The organism is Micromonospora sp. NPDC000089, assembly GCF_042899365.1.
In the GTDB taxonomy this organism is placed as follows: Bacteria; Actinomycetota; Actinomycetes; order Mycobacteriales; family Micromonosporaceae; genus Micromonospora.
Window position 1 is genome coordinate 406,064 of record NZ_JBIAZT010000001.1, and the last position, 19,707, is coordinate 425,770.

20 protein-coding genes are annotated in these 19,707 nt (G+C 74.2%); 5 read left to right on the plus strand and 15 right to left on the minus strand.

Annotation, left to right across the window (positions count from 1 at the left end):
- Nucleotides 1-145 precede the first annotated feature (145 nt).
- Both ACFY3U_RS01865 and ACFY3U_RS01870 read left to right on the plus strand, forming a co-directional pair.
- The gene (locus tag ACFY3U_RS01865; protein ID WP_387193228.1) at nt 146-397 is read left to right on the plus strand and encodes a hypothetical protein; all 252 of its coding nucleotides are present in this window, start codon (nt 146-148) and stop codon (nt 395-397) included.
- Nucleotides 398-403: 6 nt separating this feature from the next.
- Nucleotides 404-601, plus strand: coding sequence for a hypothetical protein (locus tag ACFY3U_RS01870; RefSeq protein WP_387193231.1), 198 nt, complete (start codon nt 404-406; stop codon nt 599-601).
- Here the strand turns inward: ACFY3U_RS01870 and gatA are convergent.
- The 4 genes from gatA to ligA form a co-directional block, all read right to left on the minus strand.
- The gene (gene gatA, locus ACFY3U_RS01875; RefSeq protein WP_387193234.1) at nt 582-2,057 is read right to left on the minus strand and encodes an Asp-tRNA(Asn)/Glu-tRNA(Gln) amidotransferase subunit GatA; all 1,476 of its coding nucleotides are present in this window, start codon (nt 2,055-2,057) and stop codon (nt 582-584) included. The two genes, ACFY3U_RS01870 and gatA, sit on opposite strands and share 20 nt — an antisense overlap.
- A complete protein-coding gene (gatC, locus tag ACFY3U_RS01880; protein ID WP_130332719.1) occupies nt 2,054-2,359 on the minus strand; it encodes an Asp-tRNA(Asn)/Glu-tRNA(Gln) amidotransferase subunit GatC in 306 nt (101 codons plus the stop codon). The genes gatA and gatC overlap by 4 nt, the downstream gene beginning before the upstream one ends.
- Nucleotides 2,360-2,496: 137 nt before the next feature.
- Entirely contained in the window at nt 2,497-4,950 is a 2,454-nt protein-coding gene (locus ACFY3U_RS01885; protein WP_387193238.1) for a putative bifunctional diguanylate cyclase/phosphodiesterase, read from the minus strand.
- Between the two features lie 159 nt (nt 4,951-5,109).
- Entirely contained in the window at nt 5,110-7,245 is a 2,136-nt protein-coding gene (ligA, locus tag ACFY3U_RS01890; RefSeq protein ID WP_387193241.1) for an NAD-dependent DNA ligase LigA, read from the minus strand.
- 191 nt (nt 7,246-7,436) lie between these two features.
- On the opposite strand from ligA, the gene ACFY3U_RS01895 reads away from it, so the two are divergent.
- Entirely contained in the window at nt 7,437-7,946 is a 510-nt protein-coding gene (locus ACFY3U_RS01895; RefSeq protein WP_387193244.1) for a type II toxin-antitoxin system PemK/MazF family toxin, read from the plus strand.
- Between the two features lie 54 nt (nt 7,947-8,000).
- Here the strand turns inward: ACFY3U_RS01895 and ACFY3U_RS01900 are convergent, their stop codons facing one another.
- The 7 genes from ACFY3U_RS01900 to ACFY3U_RS01930 all read right to left on the minus strand — a co-directional run bounded on the left by ACFY3U_RS01900 (nt 8,001) and on the right by ACFY3U_RS01930 (nt 14,686).
- The gene (locus ACFY3U_RS01900) at nt 8,001-9,041 is read right to left on the minus strand and encodes an ADP-ribosylglycohydrolase family protein (RefSeq protein ID WP_387193247.1); all 1,041 of its coding nucleotides are present in this window, start codon (nt 9,039-9,041) and stop codon (nt 8,001-8,003) included.
- A 113-nt stretch (nt 9,042-9,154) separates the two neighbouring features.
- Entirely contained in the window at nt 9,155-9,523 is a 369-nt protein-coding gene (locus tag ACFY3U_RS01905; RefSeq protein ID WP_387193250.1) for a VOC family protein, read from the minus strand.
- Between the two features lie 37 nt (nt 9,524-9,560).
- A complete protein-coding gene (locus tag ACFY3U_RS01910; RefSeq protein WP_387193253.1) occupies nt 9,561-10,565 on the minus strand; it encodes a methionine synthase in 1,005 nt (334 codons plus the stop codon).
- Between the two features lie 27 nt (nt 10,566-10,592).
- A complete protein-coding gene (gene mnmA / locus ACFY3U_RS01915; RefSeq protein ID WP_387193256.1) occupies nt 10,593-11,666 on the minus strand; it encodes a tRNA 2-thiouridine(34) synthase MnmA in 1,074 nt (357 codons plus the stop codon).
- 176 nt (nt 11,667-11,842) lie between these two features.
- Nucleotides 11,843-13,018 (minus strand): cysteine desulfurase family protein, encoded by a 1,176-nt coding sequence (locus tag ACFY3U_RS01920; RefSeq protein WP_387193259.1) that lies wholly within the window; start codon nt 13,016-13,018, stop codon nt 11,843-11,845.
- 169 nt (nt 13,019-13,187) lie between these two features.
- Nucleotides 13,188-13,859: a class F sortase gene (locus ACFY3U_RS01925; RefSeq protein WP_387193262.1), complete on the minus strand. Its 672-nt coding sequence runs from the start codon at nt 13,857-13,859 to the stop codon at nt 13,188-13,190.
- Nucleotides 13,856-14,686, minus strand: a complete 831-nt coding sequence (locus ACFY3U_RS01930) for a DUF4397 domain-containing protein (protein WP_387193264.1) — start codon at nt 14,684-14,686, stop codon at nt 13,856-13,858. Before ACFY3U_RS01930 ends, ACFY3U_RS01925 begins: the two co-directional genes overlap by 4 nt.
- A gap of 240 nt (nt 14,687-14,926) precedes the next feature.
- On the opposite strand from ACFY3U_RS01930, the gene ACFY3U_RS01935 reads away from it, so the two are divergent.
- Together ACFY3U_RS01935 and ACFY3U_RS01940 are read left to right on the plus strand one after the other, a co-directional pair.
- Nucleotides 14,927-15,532 carry an RNA polymerase sigma factor gene (locus tag ACFY3U_RS01935; protein ID WP_387193267.1) on the plus strand — a complete coding sequence of 202 codons (606 nt, stop codon included), beginning with the start codon at nt 14,927-14,929 and terminating at the stop codon, nt 15,530-15,532.
- Complete coding sequence (locus tag ACFY3U_RS01940; RefSeq protein ID WP_387193270.1) at nt 15,486-16,277, plus strand: anti-sigma factor; 792 nt, start codon at nt 15,486-15,488, stop codon at nt 16,275-16,277. The genes ACFY3U_RS01935 and ACFY3U_RS01940 overlap by 47 nt, the downstream gene beginning before the upstream one ends.
- 106 nt (nt 16,278-16,383) lie before the next feature.
- Here the strand turns inward: ACFY3U_RS01940 and ACFY3U_RS01945 are convergent, their stop codons facing one another.
- The 4 genes from ACFY3U_RS01945 to ACFY3U_RS01960 all read right to left on the minus strand — a co-directional run bounded on the left by ACFY3U_RS01945 (nt 16,384) and on the right by ACFY3U_RS01960 (nt 19,692).
- Complete coding sequence (locus tag ACFY3U_RS01945) at nt 16,384-17,343, minus strand: electron transfer flavoprotein subunit alpha/FixB family protein (protein ID WP_387193272.1); 960 nt, start codon at nt 17,341-17,343, stop codon at nt 16,384-16,386.
- An 11-nt stretch (nt 17,344-17,354) separates the two neighbouring features.
- Nucleotides 17,355-18,134, minus strand: coding sequence for an electron transfer flavoprotein subunit beta/FixA family protein (locus ACFY3U_RS01950; protein WP_387193275.1), 780 nt, complete (start codon nt 18,132-18,134; stop codon nt 17,355-17,357).
- Between the two features lie 353 nt (nt 18,135-18,487).
- Nucleotides 18,488-18,892, minus strand: coding sequence for a hypothetical protein (locus ACFY3U_RS01955; protein ID WP_387193278.1), 405 nt, complete (start codon nt 18,890-18,892; stop codon nt 18,488-18,490).
- A gap of 2 nt (nt 18,893-18,894) precedes the next feature.
- A complete protein-coding gene (locus tag ACFY3U_RS01960) occupies nt 18,895-19,692 on the minus strand; it encodes a GNAT family N-acetyltransferase (protein ID WP_387193281.1) in 798 nt (265 codons plus the stop codon).
- Nucleotides 19,693-19,707 lie beyond the last annotated feature (15 nt).

The window sequence follows — 19,707 nt, forward strand, 5'->3', positions numbered from 1 at the left end:
CAGGCGCGATCCGGACAGAACCTGTCCAGCCTAATGGGGTTGCCCGGCCGGGCGGCGCGCGGGTTTCCAGATCACTCCGGGTCGGTCGCCGTGCTTCTGTCGCCGGGCGCGCATAGCGGGAAAGACCGATGGGTACGGGTCGACCATGACGAATACGGGGGACAACTCGACGGTACGGCCGGACGACGCGCCTCGGCGGGTGGCGCGAACGCGACACGTCCTGCTGGCGGTGCTTGCGGTGTGGGCGGTGGCGGCGCTGATCGGCTGGGCCCAGTGGCTGCCCAGCGACGACCGCAACCCGGACAGCCTGCTCACGATGGTGATCGGCACGGTCGTCCCCGGGCTGGTCGCGGTGGCCGTGGCGCTCGGGGTGCTGCGGTGGATGCAGCGGCGGTGATCCGGTGTGACCGAGCGACGGCCGATGCGCATCGACCGGGGCATCCTCATCACGGCCGGCGCGGTGGGCCTGCTGCTGCTGGTGCCGCCGGTGCGCCTGGGAGTGCCCACCATCGCCGCGCTGGCCGACCCGACGACCGGCGCCGGCGGAAGCTCCGTCGGCGCCGGTCAGGTGACGCGGGTGGTTACAGCGTGGGCGGGGTGAGGGTGCCGACCACGGACTCCAGCGCGGCGGCGACCCGGTACATCCGGTCGTCGGCCATCGTCGGGGCCATGATCTGCAGGCCCACCGGGAGCCCGTCGGACAGCCCGCACGGCACCGAGATGCCCGGGCCGCCGTACAGGTTGGTCGGGATGGTGAACAGGTCCGCCAGGTACATCTGGTACGGGTCCGAGGTGCGCGCGCCGATCGGGAACGCCACGAACGGGGTGGTCGGCGAGATCAGCGCGTCCACCCGTTCGAACGCCGAGGTGAAGTCCCGCGTGATCAGCGTGCGGACCTTCTGCGCCTGGCCGTAGTACGCGTCGTAGTAGCCCGAGGAGAGGGCGTACGTGCCGAGCATGATCCGCCGCTTGACCTCGGGGCCGAAGCCGGCCTCGCGGGTCAGCGACATGACCTCCTCCAGCGACCGGTTGCCGTCGTCGCCGACCCGCAGGCCGAAGCGCACGCCGTCGAACCGGGCCAGGTTCGAGGAGGCCTCGCTCGGGGCGATCAGGTAGTACGCCGGCAGTGCGTACTTGAAGTGCGGGCAGGACACGTCGACGATCTCCGCGCCCAGCTTGGCCAGCGCGTCGACCGACTCGCGGAACGCGGCCATCACGCCCGGCTCGGCCCCCTCGCCGGTGAACTCGGTGACCACGCCCAGCCGCACGCCGGTCAGGTCGCCGGTGGCGCCGAGCTTCGCGGCGGCCACCACGTCCGGCATTGCAGCCGGGATGGAGGTGGAGTCGCGCGGGTCGTGGCCGCCGATCACCTGGTGCAGCAGCGCGGCGTCGAGCACCGTACGCGCGCACGGGCCGGGGGTGTCCAGCGACGAGGAGAACGCCACCAGGCCGTACCGGGAGGTGCCGCCGTAGGTGGGCTTCGCGCCGACGGTGCCGGTGACCGCGCCGGGCTGGCGGATCGAGCCGCCGGTGTCCGAGCCGATCGCCAGCGGCGCCTCGTACGCGGCCAGCGCCGCGGCGCTGCCCCCACCGGAGCCGCCGGGAATGCGCGCGGTGTCCCAAGGGTTGCGGGTCGGCCCGTACGCCGAGTACTCCGTGGAGGAGCCCATCGCGAACTCGTCCATGTTGGTCTTGCCGAGCATCACCGTGCCGGCGGCGCGCAGCCGCTCGACGATCGTCGAGTCGTACGGCGGGCGCCAGCCCTCCAGGATCTTCGACCCGACGGTGGTCGGCACGCCCTTGGTGGTGAGCACGTCCTTGACCGCGACCGGCACCCCGGCCAGCGGGCCCAGCTCCTCGCCGGCGGCCCGACGCTCGTCCACCGCGCGGGCGGCGGCCAGCGCACCCTCGGTGTCGACGTGCAGGAACGCGTGCACCCGCTCGTCGACCGCGGCGATCCGGTCCAGGTGGGCCCGCGTCACCTCGACGGCGGACGTGTCCCCGGCGGCGACGAGTCCGGCGATCTCACTCGCCGTCATCTTGATCAAGTCGGTCATGAGGCCACGTCCTCGTCAAGGATCCGCGGGACGCGGAACCGCTGCTGGTCGGCGTCGGGCGCGCCGGAGAGCGCCTCCTGCGGGGTCAGGCAGGGCGTCACCACGTCCTCGCGGAGCACGTTGGTCAGCGGCACCGAGTGGGAGGTCGGCGGGATGTCCGCCGCGGCGACCTCGCCGACCTGGGCGACCGACTGGAGGATCACGTCGAGCTGGCCGGCGAAGGTGTCCAGCTCCTCCTCCGTCACGGCGAGCCGCGACAGTCGCGCCAGGTGCGCGACCTCCTCGCGGGAGATGGCGGCCATCAATGCCCCCTTCGTGGCTGTCCTGCTGGGTCTGCGTGCCGGCCGCGCCGCCGGGTGGTGCGATGACGCGCGGTGACCGGAGCGAGTCTATTGTCCGCCGCCGCCGGCTCCCCCACCGCCCTGCGCCCCGGCACGGCTCACCGGGCGTGCCGGCGGGGCAGCTCCACGTCCGGGTCGGGAACCGGGCGGACCGGGCGGTAGCGGGCCAGCCAGGCGGCCAACTCCTCGGCCGGCATCGGGCGGGCGTAGAACCAGCCCTGCGCGGCGTCGCAGCCGGCGGCGTGCAGCAGCCGCCAGGTCCGCTCGTCCTCGACGCCCTCGGCCACCACCCGCAGGCCGAGGGCCCCGGCCAGCTCGATGGTCGAGCGGACGATGGCCGCGTCATCGGCGTCGTCGGCCATCCCGAGGACGAACGACCGGTCCACCTTCACCTCGGCCAGTGGCAGCCGGCGCAGGTGCTGCAAGGAGGAGTAGCCGGTGCCGAAGTCGTCCAGCGAGATGGCCACCCCGAGCCGGTGCAGCCGGGTGATGGTGGCCAGCACCCGCCTCGGGTCGGCCATCAGCGCGCCCTCGGTGATCTCCAGCTGGAGCCGCTCCGGGAGCACCCCGTAGCGGGTCAGCCGCTCGGCGATCCGGTCGGCGATCTCGCCGGTGTGCAGGTCCCGGACGCTGACGTTGAGCGCGGCCCGGAGGGTGATGCCGGCGGCTGACCACTTCGCCAACTGCTCCACCACGTCGTCCACCACCCGGTGGGTGAGCAGCCGCATCACCGCGCTCTGCTCGGCCACCCGGATCAGCTCCTCCGGGTCGACCATGCCCCGGCGCGGGTGCCGCCAGCGCAGCAGCGCCTCGACACCGACCACCTCGCCGGTGGCGATGGCGATCTGCGGCTGGTAATACATGGTGATCTCACCGACGCCGCCGCCGCCGCCGCCCGCCTCCGACCGGGCCGCCGGCACCGGCTCGGCCGCGCCGCGCGGACCGGACCGGTCCGCCGGCCCTTCGGCCGCGGCCACCGGACCAGCCGCCGCGCCACCCGCGACCTGGTCCGCCGCGGCCGCCGGGGCCGGATCGGCGGAGATCACGTCCTCGGGTACGCCGGCCCGCCGACGGACCGGATCGGCCCCGGTGAGGATGCGGGTCAGCAGCTCGTCCGACCCGTCCAGCGGGACCGCCGTCCGGCGCCGGCCCAGCCGCCACCACGGCGCACCACCGGCCGCGCCCGGGTCGAGCCGGGACGGCAGGGCCGCGCCGTCCCCGCCCCGCACCGGCTGCTCGGAGGCTGGCCCCGCGTCGAGCACCCGGCGCAGGTCCGCCAGCAGCCCGAGCCGCTCGGCGGAGTTGTGGTCGGACTCGGCGGCGTACACGGCCACGGTGTCGTTGCGGTGCTTGGCGTCGTACATCGCCACGTCGGCGTGGCGCATCAGGGTGGCGTAGTCCTCGCCGTGCTCGGGGAAGAGGGCGATGCCGATCGACCCGCCGACGTCCAGCGGCAACCCGTCCAGCGACACCGGCTCGGCGAGCGCGGCGACCATCCGGTCGGCCAGCTCCCGCGCCTCCTCGACGCCGGTGAGTCCACCCGCGACGATCGCGAACTCGTCCCCGCCCAGCCGGGCCAGCAGGTCCCGCCCGTCGAGCACGTGCGCCAACCGGGCGCTCACCTCGACCAGCAGCCGGTCGCCCACCGCGTGGCCGAGCGCGTCGTTGACGTTCTTGAACCGGTCCAGGTCGATCAGCAGCAGCGCCAGGTGGGCGCGCGGCTCGTCGCGGGCGACCCGTTCGGCGTGCAGGTGCACCTGCTCGGCGACCTCGGCCAGCAGCGCCTTGCGGTTGGCCAACCCGGTGAGCGGGTCGAGCGAGGCGAGCTGCTCCTGCTCGGCGGAGAGCCGGGCCATCCGGTACACGGCGAACAGCGGCACCAGCACCAGCGGCACCAGCGCGGCGCTGGCCCGGGCGGCGGTCACCAGCACCGGGGCGAGCAGCAGCAGCGACCCGGTGGAGAGCAGCTCGTAGGGCAGGCCCTGCCGTGCGCTCGGCCACCACCGGCCGCCGAAGCGCAGCCGCAGCGCGGTGCTGACCAGGCCGTAGTTGACCGCGAACCAGGTGATCGTGGCCGCGGCGACCACCGCCACGTCGGTCCAACGCAGCCGGCCGCCGGCGAACAGCGTGCCCGGCCCGGCCCGCAGCACCAGGCACGCGGCGGCCAACGCGCAGGCGTACTGGCCCGCGTTGAAGGCGGTCCGCCAGACCGAGTGGCGCATCCGCCAGCCGGAGACGGCCACCGCCGCCGCCTGCACGGCCACCGCCGGTCCCAGCCCCCAGCCCAGCAGGATGGCGAAGGTGAAGCAGGTGGAGGGGAACACCGCCGAGGTCTGCCGGCGTCCGGGCGGGACGAAGGGGCGGGCGTCGCAGGCGACGGCGAGCGCCGCCATCGCCCAGAAGGCCGGGGGCAGGTCGGGCAGCCGGTCCGGCAGCCGGATCAGCGGGACCACGGAGACCAGCGCCGCCAGGACGACGACGGCGGCCACGAAGCCGGCGAAGGACCGTTCGCGACCGGGTGGCACGGCGTTGCGGGGGTCGGCGGTCTCCAACGCACCTCCCGGCGGCTGATCGGGCGCGCGCCGCTCGCACGCCGTGCCCCCCATGAAACGCCCTCCGCACCGCCGCACCCGCACGACAGCCACGAATCGGTCGTAGTCGTAATTAAGTTGGTATACGACGCGGAGGCCGCGTACGGGCCACGGGCGCCATCACTCCTGCGTCCGGGCCACCGCCCGGGCCGCCTCCGGGCCGTCGTCCAGCAGCACCCGGAAGCCGTCCTCGTCGAGCATCGGCACCTTCAGGGTGGCCGCCTTGTCGGCCTTGCTGCCCGGGTTGTCGCCCACCACCACGAACCCGGTCTTCTTCGACACCGAGCCGCTGACCTTGCCGCCCCGGCTCTGGATCGCCTCGGCGGCCTGGTCCCGGCTGAATCCGGCCAGCGTGCCGGTGACCACCACGGTCAGCCCCTCCAGCGGGCGCGGACCCTCGTCGACCGCCTCCTCGGTCATCCGTACGCCCGCCTCGCCCCACTTGCGGACCACCTCGCGGTGCCAGTCGACGGCGAACCACTCCTTGAGGCTCGCCGCGATGGTCGGCCCGACCCCGTCCACGGAGGACAGCTCCTCCTCCGACGCCCGGTCGATCGCCTCGATCGACCGGAAGTGCCGGGCCAGCGCCTGCGCGGCGGTCGGGCCGACGTGCCGGATGCTCAGCGCGACCAGCACCCGCCACAGGTCCCGTTCGCGGGCCACGGCGAGGTTGTCCAGCAGCTTGGTGGCGTTGCTGCCGAGGGTGCCATCCTTGTTGACGAAGAACGGCGAGGCGGCGAGCCGGTCGGCGTCCAGCGCGAAGAGGTCCCCCTCGTCGTGCACGATCTCGGCGTCGAGCAGGGCCGCGGCGCCCTTGTAGCCCAGCGCCTCGATGTCGAAGGCGCCCCGGCCGGCCAGGTGGAACACCCGTTCCCGCAGCTGCGCCGGGCAGCTGCGGGTGTTCGGGCAGCGGATGTCGACGTCGCCCTCCTTGGCGGGCGCGAGCGGGGTGCCGCAGGACGGGCAGCTGGTCGGCATGACGAACGCGCGGGCGTCGGCCGGGCGCAGGTCGACCACCGGGCCGAGCACCTCGGGGATGACGTCGCCGGCCTTGCGCAGCACCACCGTGTCGCCGATCAGCAACCCCTTGCGCTCGACCTCGCGAGCGTTGTGCAACGTGGCCAGCGCGACCGTGGAGCCGGCCACCCGCACCGGCTCCAGGACGGCGAACGGGGTGACCCGACCGGTCCGCCCGACGTTGACGTCGATGTCGAGCAGCTTGGTGGTGACCTCCTCGGGCGGGTACTTGAAGGCGATCGCCCAGCGGGGCGCCCGGCTGGTCGAGCCGAGCCGGCCCTGGATGGAGACCGGGTCGACCTTGACCACCACGCCGTCGATCTCGTGCTCGACGTCGTGCCGGTGCGCGCCGTAGTGGGCGATGTACTCCGCGACGCCGGCCAGGTCGGGCACCACCCGGACCCGGTCGCTGGTGGGCAGCCCCCACGCCTTCAGCGCCGCGTACGCCTCGGACTGCGCGGCCGGCTGGAAGCCCTTGCGGGCGCCGATGCCGTGCACCACCAGGCGCAGCGGTCGGGACGCGGTGACCCGCGGATCCTTCTGCCGCAGGCTGCCGGCGGCGGCGTTGCGCGGGTTGGCGAACGGCGCCTTGCCCTGCTCGACCAGGCCGGCGTTGAGGTCGGCGAAGCCGGCCACCGGGAAGTAGATCTCGCCGCGCACCTCGAGCAGGGCCGGCGGGTCGCCGAACTCGTCCGACGGGGTGAGCCGGTTGGGCACGTCCCGGATGCTCCGCACGTTGGGGGTGACGTCCTCGCCGGTACGCCCGTCGCCCCGGGTGGCGGCGCGGACCAGCCGCCCCTTCTCGTAGGTCAGGTTGATGGCCAGGCCGTCGACCTTGAGCTCGCACAGGTAGGGCACCGGGCCGCCGGCGTCCCGCTCGACCCGCTCGGCCCAGGCCGCCAGCTCCTCGTCGGTGAAGGCGTTGTCGAGCGAGAGCATCCGCTCGGCGTGGGTGACCGCGGCGAAGTCGGTGGAGAAGGTGCCGCCCACCCGCTGGGTCGGCGAGTCCGGCGTGCGCAGCGCGGGGAACTCGGCCTCCAGCGCCTCCAGCTCGCGCAGCTGTCCGTCGAACTCGGCGTCGGCGATGATCGGCGCGTCGAGGACGTAGTAGCGGTACTGGTGCTCGGTGAGCTCCTGGCTCAGCGTGGCGTGCCGCTCCCGCGCCGCCGGGGTCGGCTCGGCGCCGGCCGCCGCCTCCTGCGCGGCGCTGACCCGCTGGGGGATGACTTCCTCGGACACCCTGCCGCCTCCGCACACTGTCAGGTCTCCCCGTGATCGGGTATCCCCAGATCACGCTACCGAAGCACGGTAACCGGCCGGTGGGACAATCCTCCGCCTCCCGGCGACGTCGCCGACGAGCGGTGGGCGGCCGGCCGTGCGAGGATCGCCGCACGCCGGCACCGCGCCGGTGCCGAGAGGCAGGGGTACGGATGCCTGAGTGGGTGCTCTGGGCGGTGCTGGTGGCGCTGGCCGTCATCGCCGGTTGGGCCTGGAACGAGTGGCGGCGCCGCGCCGGCCGGCCGGCCGGTGGCGAGCGCGTCCGCCCCGAGCGGGGCACACCGCCACGGGACCGGGCCCGTCCGACCGCGCCGCCCCGCCCCCGCACCCCCACCGGTACGCCCCGCCCGGGCGACATCTGGTGGGCCGACGTGCCGTACCACGACGGCAGCGGCTCCAAGGTGCGGCCGGCGCTGGTGCTGCGCGCCGACGACCGGGGCGCCGAGGTGCTCAAGATCACCAGTCAGGACAAGAGCAACCGGGACGACCACGTCCGCATCCCCACCCGGGAGTGGGACCCGGACGCCGAGCACGACAGCTGGCTCGACCTCGCCGAGCCGGTCCGGATCCCGCTGGACGCGTTCAGCGACCGGGCGGGCAGCTGCGACCCGGAGCTCTGGCGCCAGGTCCGCCAACTGCACGGCCGCCGCAGCCCCGCCTGACTGCGGCCGCCGAGTCCGGCATGCCGGCCTGGGCGGTCCCGTGCCGTGCTCTCGTCAGGACGAGGGCGGCTCACCGGGCGCTCGGTCCCAGGCGGCGCCGAGGGCGGTGAGCTGGTCGGCGTACTCGATCCGGCCGGCCCACTCCGCCGGCCAGGCCGGCATCCCGTACGCGGCGCCGAGGAACGCGCCGGCCAGCGCGGCGATGGAGTCCGAGTCGCCGGCCGTGGTGGCGCCCCGGGCCAGCGCGGCCACCGGGTCGTCGACGTGCCGCAGCGTGCAGAGCAACGCGGTGGCCAGCGCCTCCTCGGCGATCCAGCCCTCGCCGGTGAGCCGGCACGGGTCACCGCCGTCGTCCGGCGCGGCGAGCGCCGCGTCGAGCCGGCCCAGCGCGTGCAGGCACTCGTCCCAGCCCCGGGCGATGAACTCGGTCGCGCTGCCCGCGTCGGACCGCCGCCACAGGTCGCCGAGCCAGTCCGCACGGTAGACCGGCCGTTGCTCGCGGGCCCGGTCGGTGAGCAGGCCGGGCAGCCGCGGTAGCGTGACGCCGTCGCGCAGCAGCCGCACCGCGTACGCGGTCAGCTCGCTCGCGGCCAGCCCGGTCGGGTGGCCGTGGGTCAGGCCGGCCTGCAGCTGGGCCAGCCCGGCCAGGGTGTCCAGGTCGACGTCGAGCAGGCCGACCGGGGTGACCCGCATGTTGGCGCCGCAGCCCTTGGAGTCGGCCACGGTGGCCTCCTGCCAGCGCCGGCCCAGGCTCAGCTCGGCGCAGGCCCGCAGGCAGGTCATGCCGGGGGCGCGGTTGTTCTCCGGGCTGACCGCCCAGTCGGCGAAGCGCCGCCGCAGCAGCGGCTCGACCACCTCCGGGGCGTACGCCGACGCGTCGCGCAGCGCCCAGGCCACGGCGAGCGCCATCTGGGTGTCGTCGGTGACGAGGGCAGGGTCGCCGGTCAGGTCGCGCGGGCCGGTCGGGCCGTACCGGCGGACGATCTCGGCGACGGTGAGGAACTCGGTCGGCTTGCCCAGCGCGTCACCGTAGGCGAGACCGAAGAGCGAGCCGGAGGCCCGCCGGAGCGAGGAGTCGATCACGATCGCGATCATGCCGCCCGCGCGCAACCCCCGCCACCGGCGGCCGACAGCTCCCCCCGCGACCGGCGGCCGACAGCTCCGCCCGCGACCGCCGAGGCGTGGCGGCCGGTCAGGGGGTGGGCCGGTCAGCCCCAGCAGAGGCAGAACGGGTGGCCGGCCGGGTCGGCGTAGACCCGGAAGCTCTCCTCCCCGCCCGGCAGCCGGGTGGCGCCCAACGCGAGCGCCGCCTTCTCGGCGGTCTCGATGTCGTCGACCGTGACGTCCAGATGGAACTGCTGGGGACGCTCGGGATCCGGCCAGGCCGGCGGGCGCAGGTCGAGCGCCTTCTGGAAGGCGATCCGGGGCAGGTGGCCGGGCGGGCCGCCGAGCACCACCCAGTCGTCGCCGTCGGAGTTGTCCTCGATCAGCGGGAGCCCGAGCAGCTCGGCGTAGAAGCCGGCCAGGGCGCGCGGATCGGGGCAGTCGATCACCACGGAACGCAGCTGTCCAATCATGCCGGCCATCGTCCCCCGCCGGTACGACAGGAAAACCTCACTCCTCGGCCAGCCGCCGCCCGGCGTCCAGGCAGGCGGCCAGCGCCGCCCGGGCGTACTGCGGGGTGACGCCGGCCAGCCCGCAGGCCGGGGCGACCACCACCTGCTCGGCCAACCGGCGACGCGGGAAGCCGAGCCGGTCCCAGAGCGTGCGTACCCGGTCGGCGACCTCGGCGGAGGTCGGCGCGCGGGCGGGCAGCGGAGTGAGCGTGGGCACCGCGCCGGCCAGCAGCCCGAACCCGGCGTCCAGCGCCTCGCCGAGCGGGTCCAGGTCCTTGACCAGGCCGAGGTCGAGCGCCACCCCGACCGCCCCGGCGGAGCGGATCAGCTCCAGCGGCACGTCCGGCGCGCAGCAGTGCACCACGGTCGGCACCCCGGCGGTGGTGATCACCGATTGGATCAGCGCGCGGGCCGTCTCGGTCTCGACCGGCCGGTAGGCGCCCAGGCCGCTCTCGGTGCGGACCCGGCCGGCCAGCACCGCGGGCAGCGCCGGCTCGTCGAGCTGGAGCAGCACCGAGGCGCGGGGCAGCCGACGGGTGACCGCCTCGACGTGCCCGCGCAGCCCGTCGGCGAGCGAGCCGGCCAGGTCGCGCACCGCGCCGGGGTCGCGCAGCAGCTTGCCGCCGATCGGCAGCTCCACCGCGGCGGCCAGGGTGAACGGGCCAGCGGCCTGGATCTTCACCGGACCGGCGTACGCCTCGGCCTGCTCGGCGAGCTGGTCCAGGTCTCGTTCCATCAGGTCCCGGGCCCGGCGCAGGTCCCGCCCCGGGCGCGGGGCGATCCGCCACCGGGCCGCATACAGCTCGACCGGCAACTCCACCAGCAGCCCGCCGGTCCGGCCGATCATGTCGGCGCCGGGCCCGCGGGCGGGCAGCTCGGGCAGGTGGGGCAGGTCGGGCAGCTCACCGAGGACGATCCGCTGCGCCTCGGCGATGTCGGTGCCGGGCAGCGAACCGATGCCGGTCGCCGCGCCGGTGGGCCAGGGCCAGGACTGATCGGTCACGGCCGAAGGCTACCCGCCGGTGGTCGGTCAGCCGGTGATGGTGGCGGAGCCGAGCACCACGTCGCCGGCCGGGTCCGGCCGGTACGCCACGATCGCCTGCCCGGCGGCCACCCCGCGCACCGGGCGGCGCAGCTCGGCGTGCAGCGTGTCGCCGTCGAGCGCGACGGCGGCGGGCACCCCGTCGCCGTGCGCCCGCAGCTGCACCTCGCACTCGATCGGGGCGGTCGGCCGCTCGCCGCCGGTCCACACCAGGCGGGTGGCGCGCACCTGGGACGCCTCCAGCGCCTCGGCCGGCCCGACCGTGACGGTGTTGGTGACCGGGGTGATCGACAGTACGTAGCGCGGGCGCCCGTCCGGCGCCGGCCGGTCCAGGTGCAGGCCGCGTCGCTGGCCGACGGTGTACGCGTACGCGCCGGTGTGGCTGCCGACCACCGCGCCGGTGGCCGCGTCGACCACGTCGCCGGGCGTCTCGCCGAGCCGGGCGGCGAGGAAGCCGCGGGTGTCGCCGTCGGCGATGAAGCAGATGTCGTGCGAGTCGGGCTTGTCGGCGACGGCCAGCCCGCGCCGGGCGGCCTCCGCGCGCACCTGCGCCTTGGTCGAGTCGCCGAGCGGGAAGATCGACCGGTCGAGCTGCGCCCGGGTCAGCACGGCGAGCACGTACGACTGGTCCTTGGCCTCATCGACGCTGCGCCGCAGCAGGCCGTCCGGGCCGAGCCGGGCGTGGTGGCCGGTGACCACCGCGTCGAACCCCAGGGCCACCGCCCGGTCCAGCACCGCGGCGAACTTGATCTTCTCGTTGCAGCGCAGGCACGGGTTCGGGGTACGACCGGCCGCGTACTCGGCGACGAAGTCGTCCACCACGTCGGAGTGGAACCGCTCGGCCATGTCCCAGACGTAGAACGGGATGCCGATCACGTCGGCGGCCCGGCGGGCGTCCCGGGAGTCCTCCAGGGTGCAGCAGCCGCGGGCCCCGGTGCGGTAGGTCTGCGGATTGCGGGCCAGCGCCAGGTGCACCCCGGTCACGTCGTGCCCCGCCTCGACGGCGCGCGCCGCCGCCACGGCCGAGTCCACCCCGCCCGACATCGCCGCCAACACCCTCACCGCCACACCCCCTTCACACCCCCAGCCTAGCCACCCCGCCGCGCCCCCTCCCCCGCCGCCGCTCCCCACGCGCGATCTTGCACTTGCTGACCCGGCATATTGGACGTATAGGGCAAGAGGAGGGCCGAAAGTGCAAGATCGCGGGGGTGGGGGTGGGGGCGCGGGGTGGGGGTGGGTCAGCGGGGGGTGCGGAGGGCGGCGGCGCGGCGGGCGCGGGTGACGGCGGCGGGGAGGGCCTCGATCAGGGCGTCGACGTCGGCGGGGGTGCTGGTGTGGCCGAGGGAGAAGCGCAGCGAGGAGCGGGCGCGGTCGTGGTCGGCGCCCATCGCGATCAGCACGTGCGACGGCTGCGCCACCCCCGCCGAGCACGCCGAGCCGGTGGAGCAGGCGAGGCCCTGGGCGTCGAGCAGCAACAGCAGCGCGTCGCCCTCGCAGCCGGGGAAGGAGAAGTGCGCGTTGCCGGGCAGCCGGTCGTCCGGGTCGCCGTTGAACACCACCTCGGGCACCGCCTCGCGGACCCGGCGGACCAGGTCGTCGCGGAGCGCGGCGACCCGGGCGGCGTACTCCTGCTGGCCCTTGACCGCGGCCTCCACGGCGACCGCGAAGGCCACGATGCCGGCGGTGTCCAGGGTGCCCGAGCGGACGTCCCGCTCCTGGCCGCCGCCGTGCAGCAGCGGGGTGGCGGCGACGTCCCGGGCCAGCAGCAGCGCGCCGACCCCGGTCGGGCCGCCGAGCTTGTGCCCGGTCACGGTGAGCGCGGAGACGCCGCTGGCCGCGAAGTCCACCGGCACCTGGCCGACCGCCTGGATCGCGTCGGTGTGGAACGGCACCCCGTGCTCGGCGGCGACGGCGGCCAGCTCCGCCACCGGCTGGACGGTGCCCACCTCGTTGTTGGCCCACATGGCGGTGACCACGGCGACCCGGTCGGCGTGTGCGGTCAGCTCCCCGCGCAGCCGCTCGGGGTCGAGCCGGCCGGCCGCGTCCACCGGCAGCCAGCCCACCGCGGCGCCCTCGTGCGCGACCAGCCAGTCCACCGCGTCCAGCACCGCATGGTGCTCGACACTGCTGGAGACCACCCTGGTCCGCCCAGCGGCCGCGCCGCGGCGGGCCCAGAAGATGCCCTTGACCGCGAGGTTGTCGCTCTCGGTGCCGCCACCGGTGAAGATCACTTCGGAGGGGCGGGCGCCCAGCACCGCGGCCACCCGCTCGCGCGACTCCTCCACCCGCCGCCGGGCGCGCCGGCCCGCCGCGTGCAGCGACGACGGGTTACCGACCTCGCGGGCGGTGGCGACGTACGCCGCCAACGCCTCGTCGAGCATCGGGGTGGTCGCCGCGTGATCCAGGTATGCCATCACCATTCAGCGTAACGGCCGCTCGTCGGACCGCCGGACGCCGGACCGCCGCCCGGGGCGGGGAGGTCGCCTCCCCGCCCCGGCGGTCGTGACCCGGCGGATGTCCGAGCCGGTCGGGGTGTCCGGGCCGGGCCGGACACCCCGTCGGTGACGGTCACCGCCACGCCGCTCAGGCCGGTACGGCGGTGACGACGATGTTGTCCCGGTAGTGCCGGGTCTTCGCGTCGAACGGTCCACCGCAGGTGATCAGGGTCAGCCGCGGCTTGCCGTCCCGGGCGAAGTACCGCTCCAGCGGGATCTTCGTCTTGACGTACTCCTCCCGGGCCACCACCCGGTACGCCCGCGGCTTCCCGTCGGCGCCGGTGGCGGTCAGGGTGTCCCCCTGGCCCACCTCGCGCAGCCGGAAGAACGCCCCCTTGCCCTGCTCGGCGCTGTCCACGTGGCCGGCGATGACCACCGAGCCGGCGGTCGCCTCCAGCCCCGGCCCGTACCGGTACCAGCCGATCGTGTCGACGCTGGGCGGCACCTCGAACTCGTTGGTCCGCTGGTTGATGCCGACCGGGTTCACCGTGGCGGTGACGTCGATCGACGGGATGGCCAGCTTCACCGGTGGCACGGTCTCCGCGCCGTTCGGCAGGTCACCCGTGGTCACCGGCACCCCGGAGCCGCCGGCGGCCGTCGCCGTCGGCGTCGGGGCGGCACTCGGGCTGGCCAGCGCCGCCGCCTCGTCGGTGCCGACGTCCTCTGCCGGCTGGGAGCCGCACGCCACCAGGGCGGCGACGGTGAGCGCGGCGGCGCCGGCGGCCATCGCCGCCAGCGCCCCGCGGTTGCGCACCGTCACTTGCGACCGGTCCGGGCGGTGGCCACCCGCGCCCCGCCGCCGACCAGCAGCAGCGCGCCGGCGCCGGCCAGCACGTACCACCAGGTGTCCACGCCGGTGCCGGCCTGGCCGCCGGTGCCGCTCGGCACACCGTGCGGCGCGGAGTGCAGCCCGGTGATGGTCTGCGCGACCAGGGACAGGTTCTTGTCCTTGGCGGAGCCGATCGCGTAGACGATGGTGGCGGTGCCCTCCTTGAGGTTCAGGTCGGCCGGGCCGATCGCCACGGTGTCCGTGCCGGCCAGCACCACGTCGGCCTTCACGGTGCCCGCGTCGACGTCCGCCTTGACCTCCTTCGGGTTGGTCAGACCCTTGAAGACGGGCTTGCCGCCGGCCCGCACGTCCACCGCCGGGGCGGCGGCGGTGTGCCGGACGATCAGCCGGGCCTTGCCGGCGCCGACCTTGGAGGTGTCGTTCACGAACGGGGTGATCTCCGGCTTGCCGTCGGCGCTCAGGTGCGCGGCGAGGCTGATGTTGGCGCCGCCGGGCACCTTGGCGTCGTCGACCTTGAGGATCGCCTTGCCCACCGGGTCGCCCGGCTTGGTCAGCGCGATGTCGTAGTCACCGGCCGCGAGGCTCAGCGGGCCGGCCACGTCGCCCGGCTTGAAGTTGTCCAGCGTCTTCTTGCCGTTGACGTAGACGTCGACCGGGGTGTTCGGAATGCCGTGCACGACGGAGACCTTGGACGACGCGGCGTACGCCGGGCTCACGGTCGCCGCGCCGACGCCGGCGAAGGTCAGGGCGGCGACCGCGCCGCCCACGGCGACCCGACGGAAAAGGGAAAGCTGCATGACTGCCTCCTGCTGGTTCGTGCTGATTCGTCAGGCCTGGCTTGCAGAACGGGATACGCCGCGCCGGATTCCCACGGATGCAGTCGGACCAAGTTTCTTTTTTTGGGTTCTGGGCGCATCCGGAAGCCCCCGTGGCGACGAAGAAAGGACAGAAGAGGGGCGGCACACACCGGCCGGGGGAGTGAAGCGATGACGGCGGGAGTTACAGTCGGGCATGCCCCACGGAAGGCGATCAGCCTCATGACGGCGATACGGCAGGAACCCGATCCCCCGCCGCCGGACGACCTGGCGGATCGGTTCCGCGCAGGCGACGAGCGCGCGTTGCGGGAGGCTTACGAGCGGTTCGGCAGGGCGGTGCTCCATCTGGCCACGAGTACGCTGGCCAACCGCAGCGACGCGGAGGACGTCACCCAGGCGACCTTCGTGGCGGCCTGGGTCGGACGGGACACCTTCGACCCGACCAAGGGGTCGCTGATCGGCTGGCTGCTCGGCATCGGGCGGCGCAAGGTCATCGACCGGATGCGTGCCGCGGCCCGGGAGACCCGGGTGGTCGAGACGGTGCGTCAGCTACCCGAGCCGGTGTCCACCGGCCCCGACCCGGACGCGGTGGTCGACCGGCTGGTGGTGGCCGACGAGCTGGCCCGGCTCCCCGACGACCAGCGACGCATGTTGGAGCTGGCCTTCTACGACGACCTGACACACCAGCAGATAGCCGCGGTGACCGGGGTCCCGCTGGGCACGGTGAAGAGTCACATCCGGCGCGGCATGGCGAGTCTGAAACGCAGATGGGAGGTGGACGGTGCAGCACCTGGAGCACGACCGGCTGGTCTTTCTGGCGCTCGGTGAGAGCGAGGCGGACCTGGGCGAGACCGACCACCTCGGCGCGTGTGCCCTCTGTCGCGGCGAGATGGTGACCCTTCAGCACGTCGCCGGCATCGGTGCCGGCACGCAGGGACTGGACGAGTTGCCCGCCCCGCCGGAGCACATCTGGCAGGGCATCGTGGCGGAGCTCGACGCCGCCCGGGAGCTGCCGTCGCTGGCCGACGCCCGCCGGCAGCAGCCGCCGGACCAACGCGCCGGGTCGGGCGACGGCGCCGGGCAGGCCCCGGTTGGGCGGGCGGTGCGGACCGGCCGGTCCGGCCACCGGCGGCGCTGGCCCCGCTGGGCCACCACGGCCGTCACCGCCACGGCCGCCGCGGCGGTCGCGGTGGCCGGCACGGTGGCGCTGCTCGGCGGTACGGACCGGAGCGCGCCGCAGCAGGTGCTCGCCGCCGCCCCGCTGGCCGCGTACGGCACGACGCCGAAGGACGCCAGCGGCGACGCCCGGATCCTCTCCGACGGGCGGTTGCACCTGCACGTCGCGAATCTCCCGAGCGTTCCGGGGTACTACGAGGTCTGGCTGATCAATCCGAAGACGATGAAGATGTTCTCGGTGGGCGTGCTGGGCAACAGTTCGGGCGATGCTCTGCTGCCGTTGCCACCGAACGTCGATCTTCGGTCATACTCGGTTGTCGACGTCTCCGCCGAGGCGTACGACAACAAGCCCGCCCACTCCGGCGACAGCCTGCTGAGGGGCGCCCTGACGGGCTGATCGGCGGGCCGGCTCAGCTCCCCGGCCCGCCGATCAGCTCCCTTCTTGGCAACGAACGAGGCCGCCATCCGGATCCGGATGGCGGCCTCGTTCGTGGCACGACGGTTCACTTGCGCTTGCGGATCTCCTCGGCGGCCTGCGGGACGATCTTGAACAGGTCGCCCACCACGCCGAAGTCGGCCAGCTCGAAGATCGGGGCCTCGCCGTCCTTGTTCACGGCGACGATCGTCTTCGAGGTCTGCATCCCGGCCCGGTGCTGGATCGCGCCGGAGATGCCCAGCGCGACGTAGAGCTGCGGGGAGACGGTCTTGCCGGTCTGACCCACCTGGAACTGGTGCGGGTAGTAGCCGGAGTCGACCGCCGCGCGGGACGCGCCGACCGCGCCGCCGAGCAGGTCGGCGATCTCCTCGACCAGCTTGAAGTTGTCCGCGTTGCCGACGCCGCGACCACCGGAGACCACGATGCCGGCCTCGGTCAGCTCGGGGCGGGAGCCCTTCTGCTCGGCGACCCGCTCGACGACCTTGGCCAGCTTGTCCGCGTCGGTGACCGAGACGGTGAGCTGCTCGACGGCCGGGGTGGCCGGCGCCGGGGTCGGGTTGACCGAGTTCGGCCGGACGGTGACCAGCGGCAGGCCCTTGGTGACCTTGGACTTGACGATGGTGGAGCCGGCGAACGCGACCTGGGTGGCGGTGCCGTCGGCGGCCAGGCCGACCACGTCGGTCAGGATGCCGTTGTCCAGCTTGACGGCCAGCCGGGCGGCGATCTCCTTGCCCTCCTGGGCGGAGGCCAGCAGCACGGCGGCGGGCTGGACCCGCTTGACCAGCTCGGCCAGCACGGTGGCCTTGGGCGCAACCAGGTAGCCGTCGATCTCCTCGCCCTCGGCGGCGTAGATCTTCTCCGCGCCGTACTCGCCGAGCTTGCCGCTCAGCGCCTCGGCCGCGCCGGCGCCACCGAGCACGACCGCGCTCGGGGTGCCCAGCTCGCGGGCGAGGGTGAGCATTTCCAGGGTGACCTTCTTGACGCCGAATTCCTTGGTGGCTTCGACGACGACGAGAACCTCAGCCATGTCCAGACCCCTCACACGAACTTCTCGGTGGCGAGGAACTCGACCAGCTGCACGCCGCCGGAGCCCTCGTCGGTGATCTTGGCGCCGCCGGAACGCGGCGGGCGCTTGGTGTGCTCGACCACGGCGCTGGTCGCGCCGTCGAAGCCCACCTCGGTCGGGGCGACGCCCAGGTCGCCCAGGGAGAGCGTCTGCACCGGCTTCTTCTTCGCCGCCATGATGCCCTTGAAGGACGGGTAGCGCGGCTCGTTGATGGTGTCCCAGACGGAGACCACGGCCGGGGTCGAGGCGGTGACCACCTCGTAGCCCTCCTCGGTCTGCCGCTCGACGGTCAGCGTGCCGCCGTCGACGGTGAGCTTGCGGGCGCCGGTCAGCGCCGCCACGCCCAGCCGCTCGGCGATCATGTGCGGCATGACCTGGACCCGGCCGTCGGTCGACTCGGCGCCGCAGATCACCAGGTCGGCGCCCAGCTGCCCGAGCGCGGCGGCGAGCACCTTCGAGGTGGCCACGGCGCAGGACCCGTGCAGCGCGTCGTCCACGATGTGCACGGCCTTGTCCGGGCCCATGGAGAGCGCCTTGCGGATCGACTCGGTCGCCCGGTCCGGACCCATGGTCAGGACGGTCACCTCGCCGCCGTGCGCCTCCTTGATCTTCAACGCCTCCTCGATGGCGTACTCGTCCATCTCGTTGATGACGTTGTTCGCCGAACCGCGGTCGACGGTGTTGTCGTCAGCACGCAGGTTGCGGTCCGCGCCCGAATCGGGCACCTGCTTGACGAGTACGACGATGTTCATCGCGCTTCGACGACCCTCCTGTATTGGTGGTGCGATTCCTCGCCCGGTCTCGGGCGCAGCCTCCCGCGTACTTAACGGTCGGTCAACCGCGGGCTGCTGTGCACTTCCCCACGAGGCAATGTTACCTGCCAGTAGCTTGGCCTTCCCGGGCACCCGCAGTGACACAGGTCACCGCCGATTGTGCCGGCCGGAAGCGGCCCGCGCCGCACCGGCTCGGCGGCCGGAAGTACGCGCGGGCGGACGGCTGACGGGCGAACAGCGCACTGGCGAACGAACCACGGGCGACCGGCCGGGCCGCGGTCAGGTCAGGCCGCGGTCAGGTCAGGCCGCGGTCAGGCCGGGCCGCGGTCAGGTCAGGCCGGCTCGGCCAGCGCACCCCTGATCCGGTCGAGCATCGCCGCCTCGGCCGGCAGCACCTCGCGGCTGGCCTGGGCCACCCGGTCCGCGGCGGCCAGCACCAGCGCCCGGTACGCGGCCACCTCGTCGGGCGACTTCTCCCGCAGGATGTCGACCGCCCGGCCCAGCGCCGGCAGCACCACCGACTCCACCTCCAGGGCGGAGTCGCGCGGCAACTGCGGCAGCGGGCCGGTGGTCAGCGCCTCTTTCACCAGTCCACTGGCGCCGGCGAGGGCGTCGGACGCGGCGATGCTCTCCCGGATCAACGCGAACATCCCGGGATCGGCGTTGGAGACCAGGAACACCGCGCCGAAGGCGCCGGTCTTCAGGGTGAGCCGCTCGTCGTCCGACAACCGCTGCATGATTACGGAGTGTAGATGTACGGGGTCGTCGTGGTGACCGCTACCAGGCCGAGCCGCTCCAGGATGGGCCGGCTGTCCGGCGAGCAGTCCACCTGCAGCAGGCTCTTGCCCCGCTGCTGCGCCAGCCGCGCCCGGTACGCCACCAGCGCCCGGTAGATCCCCTTGCGCCGCCACTGCGGCAGGGTCGAGCCGCCCCACAGGCTGGCGAAGCCGGTGCCGCGCTGGTAACGGATCCAGCCGGCGCTGACCACCTCGTCCTCGGCCTCCGCCACCACCACGGTGATCGACTGCGGGTCCGCCTCGATCTCACGGCTCAGCCCGGCGACGAGGTGACCGCGGTCGTCGTGCCAGACCTGCTCCTCCATGGCGGCGATCCGGGCCAGGTCCTCCGGCGTGGTCACCTCGCGCAGGCGTACCCCCTCGGGTGGCACCGGCACGGCGGCGGCGAGGGCCGCGACCGGGCCGACCACGACGGTCTCCTGGTCCTCCGGCACGAAGCCGGCGGCGCGCAACCGGTCGGCCAGGTCGACCGGCTGGTCGTGGCCGGTGAGCTTCCACTCGACCGCCTCGCCCCGAACGCGGAAGAACTCGACCTGCCGAGCGATCAGGGCGTCCACCTCGTCGGCGGGCAGCTCGCCCAGGTCGCGGTAGGTGAGGAAGCCGCGCCGGTCCAGGCCCAGGACGCGGAACAGCGGACCGTCCCGCTCGACGGTCACCCCCGCCGGCAGCGGGTCGGGAAGCTCGGGACGGACCTGCTGGTCGTAGGCGTCGCGCAGGGTGGTGGCATCAAGATCGGTCATCGCCTCAGCCTAGGC